Here is a 12389-nt window from a genome sequence, read left to right as displayed (position 1 = left end):
AGGAGCCCCGCGCCAGCCTATTTCTGGCGTGGTCCGCGCAGGGACATGCGCTGCAGCAGGGGCATGCGGTCGAAGAACTGGTGCCACAGCGCGCCCAGCACATGCAGGCCGACCAGGAAGTAGACGGCATTGCCCATGAACTCGTGGAATTCCTTGATCGGTCCGCGCAGGGCCATGTCCTTGGCCAGGATCACCGGCAGGGTCATGCCGAAGAAGACCACGTCGCGCCCGCCGGCCTGGGTGAAGAGGATGCCGGTGACCGGCAGGCCGATCATGACGGCATACAGCAGCAGGTGGACCGCCGTAGCGCCCCAGCGCTGCACGCGCGGCAGCGCCAGTTCCGGCGGCGCGCCAAAGGCCTTGCGCGCCAGCAGGCGCAGCACCACCAGGATCAGCACCAGCTGGCCCGCATGCATATGCACCGTACGCAGCAGATCGCGCAGCGGATCGCCCTTGGGAATGTCGTCACGGTATTCGATGGTGGCCAGCGCCACGACGAAGAGCAGGAAGATCACCCAGTGCAGGATGACCGACAGGGGATGGTAGCGGCTGGATGGGAACGCAGAGGATGTGGCGGGAGTAGCGGGAGTAGAGGGATTCATTGTGCTTTACCTGAGGTGGACATCGGTGCCGACATGGTAAGCGCAAAAACTTAGTGCAGGCTTAGCGTTGATCAAGAAAGCGGGACGTAGGCACCGCCTCAGGCCGCCGGAATGAGCAGGCGCACCCGCAGGCCCGACTGCTGCGCCGGGTCGGCGGTCTCCAGACGCAGCGTGACACCCAGCCGCCTGGCAATGCTCTGCACGATGGCCAGGCCCAGTCCGGAACCCTGGCCGGAGGGATCGATCCGGTAGAACGGCTGGAACACCCGTTCACGCTCGCTGGCGGCGATGCCGGGACCGGTATCGCAGATCTCCAGCGCGACCCATTGCGCATGGCGCTCCATGCGCAGGCTGACAGCACCGCCTGCGGGCGTGTAGGCAATGGCGTTGTCGATCAGGTTGCGCAACAGCTGGGCCAGCTCCTGCGGCTGGGTCAGCACGCAGGCGTCGCGCTCGCTGTCCACGCCCAGGTCGATCTGCTTGCATTGGGCCAAGGGCAGCAGTTCTTCGATCACTTCGCGCAGCACCTCATGCAGGCTGCACGGCTGCAGGGCCGCGCCAGCGGGCGTCTGCGCCCGGGCCAGCGCCAGCAGTTGCGTCACCAGCTGGCGGGCGCGCTGCAGGCCCGTTTCCAGCCGCGTCAGCCGTTCGCGCGCGGTCTCGGACATGGGCGCCTGGCCCAGGCGTTCGGCCTGCAGGGACAGGGCGGTCAGGGGCGTGCGCAGTTCGTGGGCGGCATCGGCCACAAAGCGGCGCTGTGCGGCCATGCCCGCCTCGACCCGGGCCAGGAGGCCATTGATGGCGGCCACGAAGGCCTGGACCTCGCGCGGCAGCAGGCGCTCGGCGATGGGCTGGAGGTCGTCTTCGCGGCGGCTGTCGATCTCCTGGCGCAGCGCCTGCAAGGGCGCGAACAGGCGTTTGATGATGCGTTGCACGGCCAGCAACAGCAAAGGGGCCAGCACCACGAAGGGCAACAGGGCGCGCCAGGCGCTGCGCTGGGCGATGTGCTGGCGCAGGTCGGTTTCCTGGGCCAGCGCCAGGCGCTTGCCGTTGGGCAGGGCTTGGACGTAGACGCGGAAATACTCATGGTGCAGCAGCAGGGTATGGAAGCCTTCGGCGAGGTCGGCCGGCAAGGGCAGCGGGGCTGCGTCTGTCGGCGGGTCGCCCGGGTCCGGCAGCCACTGCACGGTCACGCGCGAGTCGTGCTCATCGCCGGCCGCGGCCATGCCAGCGCCGTCCAGTGAGAGTGCCGCACCGCTGTGCTTGAGCAGCGCGCCCACCTGCATGAGCAGATCGTCCTGGCTGCGGATGGAATCGCGATAAGCGGTGACGAATCCGAAACCGCCCGCGCCCAGGGCCACCACCAGGATGGCCGCGGTCAAGGCCAGCGACAGCTGGGCCTGCAGGGAACGCTTCATGACGCCCGCTGGACCAGCCATCCCATGCCCCTGACGTTCTTGATGGCTTCCTTGTCCAGTTTCCGGCGCAGCGAATGGATCAGGAATTCGACCGCATTGCTTTCGACTTCCTCGCCCCAGCCATAGAGTTTTTCTTCCAGTTCGGCGCGCGAGAGGATGGCGCCAGGACGGCCCATGAGCGCGCGCAGCAAGGCGAACTCGCGGGCCGACAAGGGGACGGGGGGAGCATCGTGCCAGCAGGCGGTCTTGGCGGCCAGGTCGAGCGTGATCTGGCCATTGGACAACTGGTCGCTGGCCACGCCCGAACGGCGTCGCAGCACGGCGCGCAGGCGCGCCAGCAATTCACCGATGGCAAAGGGTTTGAGCAGGTAGTCGTCAGCCCCGGCGTCGAGCCCGCCGATGCGGTCCTGGACACCGTCGCGGGCGGTGATGACCAGGACCGGCAGCAGGGAATGGGTGCGCAACTGGCGCAGCACGGCCAGGCCATCGGCGCCGGGCAAGCCTAGGTCCAGCAGCAGCGCGTCGTATTGCTGCTGCGCCAGCGCCAGCAGGGCGGCGTCGCCAGCGCGGACCCAGTCGGCGGCGTAGCCGTTGTCCTTCAGGGCGCAACGCACTTCTTCGCCGATCATGGCGTCATCTTCGACCAACAGTATTCTCATTGTCGCGCCTTGCCAGGCAGCTTGTGCCGATGGCGCTAGAGTCTAAGGCAAAACGGTGCAAGACAGAAGGAAAGTGCTGCGGGAAGGAAAGAGGCGGGCAGGGCGGAAATGCAGACGAGTCCCCCCCGAGCTGCCGGCCATGCGCTGTGCTGGCCAGTCTTCCCCCCTCCAGGGTGACTCATCTACGGCGCTGATTCTATCTGGGGATGATGCAAATGAAACTAGTCCATTTGGACTGCTTGTGCCGCCTGGCAACAGCGTGACCAGCGGCGGCGCAGACGTGGCTGGTGCTGTGCAAACCTGCAGCCGCAATGTTGTGCCGGTTGTCAAAAGTCACTTACGGCCATAAAATGAGAATTATTATTATTTAAGCCCTGCCTTCCACGCCGCCATGCCAGTGCCGCACACCGTCCACGCCCAGCGCTTCCATACGCTCTACAGCGAGCATCATGGCTGGCTGCAGCAATGGCTGCGACGACGCGTGGGCAGCAGTTTCGACGCCGCCGACCTGGCCCAGGACACCTTCCTGCGCGTGCTGGGCAAGCCGGGTGCGCTGGATGGGGTGCGCGAGCCGCGCGCCTGGCTCAGCCGCATCGCCCATGGCTTGGTGGTGGACAAGCTGCGCCGTGAAGAGGTCGAGCGCACCTGCCTGGAAGCCATTGCCCATCTGCCCGAGCCGGAAGCGGTCTCGCCAGAGGCGCGCCTGATCCTGGTGGAAGCCTTGTGCATGATCGACGCCCTGCTCGAAGGACTGGGTGAACGTGCTCGCCAGGCTTTCCTGCTCTCGCGGCTGGACGAAATGAGCTATCCGGAGATCGCCCGTCACCTGGGCGTATCACTCAGTAGCGTGGAAAAATACATGGCCGCGGCGATCCGCCATTGCTACCTGATGCGGCAGTCGCTGCAGGCGGCCTGATTCCTGCCGCGCCCGTCTCATGCCCTCCAACTCCGTCCCCCTCGAGGATCCCGTACTGGACCAGGCCATTGCCTGGCTGGTGAAACTGCGCGCCTTTCCCGGCGACGCGTCCGCCGATCCTGAACTGCAAGCCCGCATCGCCGCCTGGTGTGCGGCCGATCCCCGCCATGAGCAGGTCTGGTCGGAACTCATGGCCTCCGAAGCGCAATTCCAGCGGCTGGTGGCCTTGCCGGTGCCGGCCTCCCAATGGCACGGTCCTCTCAAGCGCCTGAACCAGCGGCGCCAGCACAGCCAGTCGCGACGTCGCTGGATGGGCAATGCCGTGCTCGGCCTGGGCGCGATTGCGCTGGGAGCAGTGGCGGCCCGCCAGGCGGGACTGTTCGAGGCGCTGGACGGCGCATCCTACGTCACCCGCACCGGCGACCAGCGCCAGCTACGCCTGGGCGATGGCACCGCCCTGGCGCTCAATACCAACTCGTCGGTCCAGCTGCGCTTTGATGACACGCGCCGGCTGCTGCTGTTGCGTCAGGGCGAGATCTTCATCGATACCGGCGCCGACACCCAATGGCCGCATCACCGCCCGTTCTGGGTGCAAACCGCCAACGCCCGGCTGCAGGCGCTGGGTACCCGCTTCGACGTGCGCCAGCACGACGATGGCACGCAACTGACCGTCGTCGAGGGCCGGGTGGCGGTTCATGTGGCGGGGGCGGATCCGCTGGTGGCGCAGCCCGGCGAGATCGTCGACATCCACGCCGATGGCAGGCTGGTGCGACGCGCCGCGCGCGAGTCCGCCATGGACCCCACGGCCTGGCTGGAGCAAAGCCTGGTGGTGCGCCAGATGCGGCTGGCCGACGTAGTGGCGCAACTGGCGCGCTATCGCAGCGGCTGGCTGCAATGCGATCCGGCGGTGGCTGATTTGCAGGTGTCGGGCGTGTTCCAGCTGCAAGACACCGATGTGGCGCTGGAGGCCTTGGCCCAGGCCTTGCCGCTGACCATCGAACGGCACACGCGCTTGTGGGTGCGGGTAGCCGCGGCCGGGCGCAGCCTGTAAACGCTCGCCAGGCCCACGACGGATGGGCTATGATGCGCTCTCGCATCCCGCCCTGGTCCCTCTGTTATCGCTGCGCGCCTTCCTTTGTCCATGTCTTCGTCTTCCGATTCTCCCTCACCCTGGGACAGCGCCGTGACCTGGGTGATGCGCGAGCACGAGCAGACCCTGCTGGCGCCGGCCGACCAGCAGGCGCTGGAACAGTGGCTTGCGGCCGACCCGGCGCATCGCGCTGCCTATCGCGAGGCGACTTCGCTGTGGCTGGCGCTGGGTTTTCTGCCGTCGCCCGGCGAGCGCAGCTGAAGCTTGCGCGCGGCGCGCTTCTTCCACCACACCACCACCCCCGTCACCGTCAACAGGCTCACCGCGCCGCCCACCAGGACCAGCAGGATGCGCCAGGGCAGGCCGAACACATGCCCCATGTGCAGCGCGCCTAGCCAGTTGCTGAAAGTATTGCCATTGCGATCACCCACCGGCAGCCAGTGGCCGAGGATCTTGCCGGTGCGCGCATCGATGCGCAGGCCCGTATTGCCGACATCGGCGCGCAGATCGGCGTTGCTGTGGACCAGGTAGATGTAGACGCCACGCCGTCGGTCGAAACCAAGCTTCTCTTCGAAATCGATCACCAGACCGCGCTGTCGGGCAAAGCCGTCCATGGTCCGGCGCGCCAGTGCGTGCGCCTCGGGCCAGGACTGGGGTGGGCCGGACAGCGCTTGCGGCAGGGGCGGGCCAGGTCGCCAGCTGGTATCGAAGCTCAGGATTCGGGACATCACCGGCAGGTAGATCTGGTCGCGCAGGTTCAGCATCACGCTGGACCAGGCAAAGAGCAGCAACATGACCCAGCACCAGAGGCCGAAGGCGCGGTGCAGGTCCAGGTTGACGCGATAGACGCCCGCTCGCCACTTGATTAGCCACGCCGGCTTCCACTTGACCAGGAAGGGGCGCGCACGCGGCCAGGTGAGGATCATGCCGACGAAGCAATCCAGCGTCCACAGCAGTCCCACCGTCCCCAGCAGCAGCGCGCCCGGGACGCGCGGCAAGGCCAGCGAGTGATGCAGCTTGAAGAGGAAAGGCATCAGATCGCTGGGCTTGAGGCTGATCTTGTCGCGGTCGCGCATGCCCTGGACCACGCCGGTATAGGGATTGACCAGGATTTCGTCATAGCCCAGCCGGTAAGGCTTGCCCGTGGCCGGATCGGTGGCGGGATCGGCCTGGAAGCTGACCGTGCGTCCTGGCCGGGCATGCAGGACCAACTGGCTGATATGGACTTGCGGCCCCATTGCCTGCGCCACCTTTTCGCGCAGCAGGTAGGGGTCCATCATGGCCTGCGATGACTGTCCCGGCGCAGGCTGGGCCAGTTGCAGCTGCGGGGCTAGCCAGGCGTCCAGTTCATCTTCGAACACCAGCAGGCTCCCGGTCAGGCTGGTCACGATCAGGAAGAAGGCCATGCCCAGCCCGGTCCAGCGGTGCAGCAAGACCAGCGCGTGGCGGCTGGGCGCATGGCGGACCAGCCAGTCCCGCAGGCCGCGCAGAGTGCTTGCCATGGATGCTCAGCGCGACCAGGCCAGCGGATGGCGCGGTGCGCAGACGCGGGAACGGGGTGGATTGCAGGTTCTTGCCGTCATGGTCGAGATCGGATGGCCCAGGGAAGAAACGCCGGAGGCCCGGCGTGCGCGGGATGGCCCGTTCTTGGTAGACGAATGGGAGGGGCTTTTGTTTAGTGGCGATCCTGCAATTGTCTGGATTGCCATCAGGAAACGCCTGATGGCGACAGCACGGCGTTCCTCCTATCTTCTCCTTTACAAGAAAAGGGAGGAGACAGCATGTGTACCAACGCCATGCGCATCGCCAGACGTCATCTGGCGATCATCGTGCAACTGGCCGACATGGCCGAGCGGGGTGAACCCGTGGACGAACTGGTGCGCGCGACCGTCCGCAACTGCCTGCTGGCCATGCAGAGCACAGGAACGGACGCGGCCGAAGCGGCCGAGATCCTCGAACACCTGCTACAGCAGGAACTGTCCCATCTGGAAGACGGCCACGAACAGGCACGCAAGCTGCTCGATGCCGCGCACTGGCACGCCGAATACCTCACCGTCGCCCGCGCTAGCGACAAGGCCGGGCAAGCGCACCGGCCCTAGCGCTTGAGCATCCATTCGTGCGCCGGGTCATTGTGGAAATGCCAGCTCCTGGTCGGCCCGGCCATCACGTTGAGGTAGTAGCTCTCATAGCCATGCGGCACCACCACCGGGTGATAGCCGCGCGGCACCATCACCACGTCATGATCCTCGACCGCCATGGATTCGTCCAGGCTGCGGTCATCCACGTATACCCGCTGGAAGGCAAAGCCCTGCGCCGGATTGAGCCGGTGGTAATAGGTTTCTTCGAGAAAGCTCTCCTGGGGCAGGTTGTCGGTATCGTGCTTGTGCGGCGGATAGCTGGAGGAATGCCCGCCCGGCGTGCGCACCTCGACCACCAGCAGGTGATCGGCGGCGACACTCTGCGGCAGGATATCGCTGACGTAACGCGTATTGCTGCCTTCGCCCCGCACCGATTGCGTCACCGCCTCGGGGCCGATCAGGCGCGGCGGCAGCGCGCCGAAACCCGGTGCGCTGCACAGGGCCACTTCGGCGTCGCTGTCGGCGGTGATGACGAGCCTGTGATGATGGGGAACATAGACCGAAGCAGCCGGCACGTCATCGAAGACGCTGCGGCGCTGGCCGATTTCACGCCACTGGCTGGCACCGGCCTGCACGCTGATCACACCGGCCAGGATCACCACACAGTATTCGCGGTCGCCGGTATCGAGCGCGAGCTGTTCGCCGCGCGCCAGTCGATGGGCGCTGAAGCCGACGTAGCGCCAGCCCGCCGATTGCGGCGTGACCTGGACGATATCGCGGCCACTGCGATGGGCTTTGACGAGCAGGCTCATGCGGCCTCCTGCAGGCTGCCGTTCTCGATGGCCGCGACCAGCGCCGACAGGTAGCGATAGCCCATCTGCGCATAGCGATAGCTGGGCGCGACCGCCGGGTCTTGCTCCGCTTCCACGACCAGCCAGCCACGGTATCCACGTCGATACAGCAATTGCAGCAGCGGCGCGAAATCGATAGCGCCGTCACCCGGCACCGTGAACGCGCCATTGATGACCGCCTGCAGGAAGCTCCAGTCGCGGTTGCGCGCCAGCTTCACCACGGCCGGCCGCACGTCCTTGCAATGCACATGGCAGACACGGTCGAGGTGGCGCTGCAGTACCGCCAGCGGATCGCCGCCGGCAAAGGCGATGTGCCCGCTGTCGAAGAGCAGGCCGACTTCCTCGCCGGTCAAGGCCATCAGCTTGTCGAGATCTTCGGGAGTTTCGACATAGGCCCCCATGTGGTGGTGATAGGCCAGCCGCACCCCGCGCTGGAGCAGATGGCGGGCGAACTGGTCGAGGCGCTGCGCATAGCCCTGCCAGGCCGCTTCGCTGGTAAAGCGCGGGCGCTGGTACAGCGGCGTGGGCGCGCCCTGGATGGAATCGGCCACCTCGCCATAGACCATGACCTGGGCGCCATTGGCGGCCAGCAGGGTCAGGTGCGCTTCGACGGCGGCGATTTCTTCTTCCACCGAGCGCGTGGCCAACTGGCCGGAATACCAGCCCGAGACACACTCCAGCTGATACTTGCCCAGCACGGCGCGCAAGGCCTCGGGCTGGCGCGGGAACTTGTTGCCCAGCTCGAAGCCGCGATAGCCGATCTCCGCGCCCTCCGAGAGTGCCTGTTCCAGGGGTGTTTCCCCGCCCAGCGAGGGCAGGTCGTCATTCATCCAGGAGATGGGATTGATACCGATCTTGACGTTGAAGGGTGTTGCCACGATGTCCTCTCTGCGCACGAATGCGGATATTGTTGCTGATGTTCAGACCGATTGCGTCTGGCGGGCCTGCTCGTACTGGCTGCGCGCCTGTTGCACCTGGGCGCGGGGCGATACTTCCGGCACCGCCACTTCCCACCAGCAGCCGCCATCGTCGGTAGTGCGGCTGGCATCGGTGTCGATGCAGACCAGGTAGCTGCGATCGGCGGCGCGTGCCCGGTGCAGGGCCGCTTCCAGTTCGGTGATGGTCTTGACGTTCTCGCCCAGGGCCCCGAGGGAGCGCGCATGCGCCGCGAAATCGATGGCCGGCGCGCCCGGCCCGGCCTGCAGGCAATCGACCAGCATGTTGTTGAAGGGCGCGCCGCCGCAGGCCTGTTGCAGCCGGTTGATGCAGCCATAGCCGCGATTGTCCAGCACCACCACGATGAGCTTGGCGCCCAGCATGACCGACGTGGCCAGCTCCGAATTCATCATCAGGTAACTGCCATCGCCGACGATGACGATCACTTCCCGTTGCGGCTGCGCCAGCTTCACCCCCAGGCCGCCGGCCACTTCATAGCCCATGCAGGAATAACCGTATTCGACGTGGTAAGCACCCGGACGGCCCGCCCGCCAGAGCTTGTGCAGTTCGGCCGGCAAGGTGCCGGCGGCGCAGACGACGATGTCCTGGCTGGGCGAGTCCGCTACCGAGCGCTGGATCGCGCCGATGACCTCGCCGTCATAGGGCAACCGTCCCCCAGTATCGGTCTGGCCGGTGATCTGCGCCACGCGTTCGCGCCAGCCCTGCGCCAGCGTATGGGCGCGCGCATGCCATTCGGGCGCGCTGCGCCAACCCTCCAGGGCATGTGACAAGGCCTCCAGCCCCAGGCCGGCGTCGGCCTGCAGGGCGAGGCCGCGCCATTTGTGCGCATCCATGGCGTTGACGTTGAGGTTGAGCAAGCGGGCCTGGGCAAACAGGGTATGCGAACCCGTCGTGAAATCCTGCAGCCGGGTGCCCACGGCAATGACCACATCGGCTTCTTGCGCCAGCGCATTGGCCGCTGGCGATCCGGTCACACCGATCGCGCCCATCTGCAAGGCGTGCGACCAGGGCAGGGCGCTCTTGCCGGCCTGGGTCTCGGCCACCGGCACACCGTGCTGTTCGGCGAAGCGCCGCAAGTGCTCGCAGGCATTGCCGTAGAGCACACCGCCGCCGGCAATGAGCAGCGGCTGGCGCGCCTGGCGCAGCAGGGCCACCGCGTCTTCCAGCTCCTGCGCGGCGGGTGCCTGCGCCCGGGGGACGATCACCCGCGGCGAGAAGAAATCCAGCGGATAGTCGAAGGCCATGGTCTGCACGTCCTGCGGCAGCGCCAGCGTGACCGGCCCGCACTGCGCCGGATCGGTCAGCACCTGGATGGCGCGCGGCAAGGCGCTGAGCAACTGTTCCGGATAGCAGATGCGGTCGAACAGGCGCGACAGCGGGCGGAAGGCATCGTTGACCGACAGGCCGGGATCATGGAAGTCTTCCAGCTGTTGCAGCACCGGATCGGGCCGGCGCGAGACAAACACATCGCCCGGCAACAGCAGCACCGGCAAGCGGTTCACATGGGCCAGCGCAGCTGCGGTCAGCAGGTTGGTCGCGCCCGGTCCGATGGAGGTGGTGACGGCCATCATGCGCTGGCGCAGATGCGCCTTGGCATAGGCGATGGCGCTATGGGCCATGGCCTGTTCATTGTGGGCGCGATAGGTGGGCAGGGTGTCGCGGTACTGGTAGAGCGCCTCACCCATGCCGGCCACGTTGCCATGGCCGAAGATGGAAAAGACGCCGCCAAACAGCGGCAGCACGCCTTGCGGAGTCTGGATGCGCAGAGCATCCAGGTAACGCACCAGGGCCTGGGCCATGGTCAGGCGCACCGTCGGACGGACATTCACGGGGGCGTTCATGCGGCCTCCCTGGTGGGCGCCACGCGGCTGGCGCGCCACAGTCCGATCAGCTCCTCGAAGGTCTGGCGCACCTGGGCAATCAGGGTGGCGTCATCGATGCGGCCTTGCAGCCACGCCCGACTCGATTCGTGGAAGATGGTGCGGCCCACCATGAAGCCGCGGCAGGTCTTGCTGTGGCGCGAAGCGGCAAAGCCGGACGCCAGTTCGCTCACCGGCGCGGCCAGTCCCAGCAGGACCACGCCACGGCAATAGGGGTCCCGTTCGGCGATGAGGGCGTCGATGGCTTCCCATTGGCGGGCCGACATCGATTCCAGCTTCCACCATTCGGGATAGATGTCCAGGTTGTAGAGCCGCTTGAGGGCGCGCAGCACCGTGTCTTCCTCCTGCGGCAAGGTCTTGGAAGGAATGATCTCCAGCAGCAGCTCGTGGCCGCTGCGCTGCACGGCCTGGTAGAGCGCGCGGATCTGGGCTTCCTGCTCCAGGCGCTTTTCGACCTGTTCATCCGGGTGGAATTGCACCAGGCACTTGACCACCTGTTCCTGCGGCCAGGTCTGCAGATGGGTGCCGATGGAGCGGCCAAAATCGAATTCCAGCGGATTGGACAAGGGCAGTTCCACCGCCCGTCCCACCCACCAGCCGCGCCCGGTGGCGGCATTGAGGGCGTCCTGTCCGTAGCGGTCGTCGATGAGCACGCCGGTCTTGCCTTGCAGGCCCAGCTTGGCCTCGGTCTGCGCCACCGCCTCGACCAGCAGGCGCTTCAAGGCCGGCAGCTTGTCCTGGCTCACCCCGGCTTCCACCGCCAGTTCGAAGAACTGGTTGCGGTGATCGAAGGCGAAGACATTGACCTCATCCCAATGACGCCGCCGGCTCACCACCCGGTGCAGGCGCTGCAGGTGGGCGTCGCGGTCGGGGCGCTGCAGGCGCTGGGCGTGCTGCAGGAAGTAATCCAGTTCGATCGGGCCAGGCATGGCCGGCGCGCAGGCGTGGCGCGAGACCACCAGCGCACCGCAGGCGTTGGCGTAGCGGCAGCAGTGTTCATCGTCTTCTTCATTGAGCCAGCCCTTGAGGAAGCCTGAGATGAAAGCGTCGCCCGCACCCAGCACATTGAGCACCTCGACCTGCACGCCACGGTAGTGGAAGCCGTCTTCCAGCCGCTGCGGAATCGCGCCGTGCAACACCACGCAGCCCAGCGGCCCGCGCTTGACCACCAGGGTAGCCGCGCACAGGGCGCGCACGGCGCGTAGCGCCGCCATGATGTCGGTGCTGCCGCCGGCGATCATGAATTCTTCCTCGGTGCCGACCACCAGGTCGAACTGCGGGAGGATGCCTTGCAGGTGTTGCGTGACGCCGTCGCTGGCGATGAAACGGGTTTCCCCGTCGCCCTTGCTGGTCAGTCCCCACAGCACGGGCCGGTAGTCAATGTCGAGCACGGTGCGCACATTGTGGCGGCGCGCGTATTGCAGCGCCAGGCTGCTGCTGCGATGCACCTGGGGCGTGGAAAAATGGGTGCCGGTGATCAGCAGGGCCTTGCTGCTGGCGATGAAGTCTTCATCGATGTCTTCCGGGGCCAGCGCCATGTCGGCGCAGTTGTCGCGGTAGAAGATGAGGGGAAAGCTGTCCTTGTCCTTCAGGCCGAGCATGACCAGCGCCGTCAACCGTTGCGGGTCCACCGTCACGTGGCTGACGTCGCAGCCTTCGGCGGCCAGTTCGGCCTTGAGGAACTGGCCATTGGCCTCGTCCCCGATGCGCGCCAGCATGGCCGATTTCAGCCCCAGGCGGGCGCAGCCGAAGGCGATATTGGCCGAGGAGCCGCCCAGGTACTTGGCAAAGCTGCTGACATCGGACAGCGGCGCGCCCACCTGCTGGGCGTACAGATCCACGGCCAGGCGGCCGATGCAGATCAGGTCGAGGCGGCGGTCGGCGGCAAAGCGCCGGGTGGCGGGAGTGGCGGGAGTGTGAGTAGCTTGCATGCGTTTT

The 12389-nt window shown here is 66.5% G+C and carries 12 protein-coding genes; 4 read left to right on the top strand and 8 right to left on the bottom strand.

The genetic code is table 11. The annotated features are described in order from the left end of the window. Nucleotides 1–17: 17 nt before the first annotated feature. The 3 genes from BGK68_RS19780 to BGK68_RS19770 form a co-directional block, all read right to left on the bottom strand. The gene (locus BGK68_RS19780; RefSeq protein WP_075258489.1) at nt 18–602 is read right to left on the bottom strand and encodes a cytochrome b; all 585 of its coding nucleotides are present in this window, start codon (nt 600–602) and stop codon (nt 18–20) included. A gap of 98 nt (nt 603–700) precedes the next feature. After that, entirely contained in the window at nt 701–2020 is a 1320-nt protein-coding gene (locus BGK68_RS19775) for a sensor histidine kinase (RefSeq protein ID WP_075259907.1), read from the bottom strand. After that, nucleotides 2017–2679 carry a response regulator transcription factor gene (locus BGK68_RS19770; RefSeq protein ID WP_075258488.1) on the bottom strand — a complete coding sequence of 221 codons (663 nt, stop codon included), beginning with the start codon at nt 2677–2679 and terminating at the stop codon, nt 2017–2019. The genes BGK68_RS19775 and BGK68_RS19770 overlap by 4 nt, the downstream gene beginning before the upstream one ends. A 391-nt stretch (nt 2680–3070) precedes the next feature. Between BGK68_RS19770 and BGK68_RS19765 the strand changes: the two genes are divergently transcribed. The 3 genes from BGK68_RS19765 to BGK68_RS19755 all read left to right on the top strand — a co-directional run bounded on the left by BGK68_RS19765 (nt 3071) and on the right by BGK68_RS19755 (nt 4946). Further along, nucleotides 3071–3595, top strand: coding sequence for a sigma-70 family RNA polymerase sigma factor (locus BGK68_RS19765; RefSeq protein ID WP_075258487.1), 525 nt, complete (start codon nt 3071–3073; stop codon nt 3593–3595). A gap of 19 nt (nt 3596–3614) precedes the next feature. Then, nucleotides 3615–4646 carry a FecR family protein gene (locus BGK68_RS19760; protein ID WP_075258486.1) on the top strand — a complete coding sequence of 344 codons (1032 nt, stop codon included), beginning with the start codon at nt 3615–3617 and terminating at the stop codon, nt 4644–4646. 90 nt (nt 4647–4736) lie between these two features. Further along, on the top strand, nt 4737–4946 hold the full coding sequence (locus tag BGK68_RS19755; RefSeq protein WP_075258485.1) for a FecR/PupR family sigma factor regulator: 210 nt from the start codon (nt 4737–4739) through the stop codon (nt 4944–4946). Here BGK68_RS19755 and BGK68_RS19750 read toward each other — a convergent pair. Then, entirely contained in the window at nt 4880–6187 is a 1308-nt protein-coding gene (locus BGK68_RS19750; RefSeq protein ID WP_075258484.1) for a PepSY-associated TM helix domain-containing protein, read from the bottom strand. The genes BGK68_RS19755 and BGK68_RS19750 overlap by 67 nt on opposite strands. Nucleotides 6188–6466: 279 nt before the next feature. On the opposite strand from BGK68_RS19750, the gene BGK68_RS19745 reads away from it, so the two are divergent. Continuing rightward, nucleotides 6467–6784 carry a hypothetical protein gene (locus BGK68_RS19745; protein ID WP_075258483.1) on the top strand — a complete coding sequence of 106 codons (318 nt, stop codon included), beginning with the start codon at nt 6467–6469 and terminating at the stop codon, nt 6782–6784. Here BGK68_RS19745 and iolB read toward each other — a convergent pair. From iolB to BGK68_RS19725, 4 genes are read right to left on the bottom strand one after another with little or no spacing between them, the layout of a single operon-like run. After that, nucleotides 6781–7575 carry a 5-deoxy-glucuronate isomerase gene (iolB, locus tag BGK68_RS19740; protein ID WP_075258482.1) on the bottom strand — a complete coding sequence of 265 codons (795 nt, stop codon included), beginning with the start codon at nt 7573–7575 and terminating at the stop codon, nt 6781–6783. The genes BGK68_RS19745 and iolB overlap by 4 nt on opposite strands. Continuing rightward, the gene (gene iolE / locus BGK68_RS19735; RefSeq protein ID WP_075258481.1) at nt 7572–8492 is read right to left on the bottom strand and encodes a myo-inosose-2 dehydratase; all 921 of its coding nucleotides are present in this window, start codon (nt 8490–8492) and stop codon (nt 7572–7574) included. The genes iolB and iolE overlap by 4 nt, the downstream gene beginning before the upstream one ends. A gap of 42 nt (nt 8493–8534) precedes the next feature. Further along, complete coding sequence (gene iolD / locus BGK68_RS19730) at nt 8535–10412, bottom strand: 3D-(3,5/4)-trihydroxycyclohexane-1,2-dione acylhydrolase (decyclizing) (RefSeq protein ID WP_075259906.1); 1878 nt, start codon at nt 10410–10412, stop codon at nt 8535–8537. Next, complete coding sequence (locus BGK68_RS19725; RefSeq protein ID WP_075258480.1) at nt 10409–12382, bottom strand: bifunctional 5-dehydro-2-deoxygluconokinase/5-dehydro-2-deoxyphosphogluconate aldolase; 1974 nt, start codon at nt 12380–12382, stop codon at nt 10409–10411. Before BGK68_RS19725 ends, iolD begins: the two co-directional genes overlap by 4 nt. Nucleotides 12383–12389 lie beyond the last annotated feature (7 nt).

Source organism: Herbaspirillum camelliae, assembly GCF_001929405.1.
Lineage (GTDB): Bacteria > Pseudomonadota > Gammaproteobacteria > Burkholderiales > Burkholderiaceae_D > Herbaspirillum > Herbaspirillum seropedicae.
The sequence above is the reverse complement of the archived record's forward strand: the minus strand, read 5'-3'. Positions and strand labels throughout refer to the sequence as shown.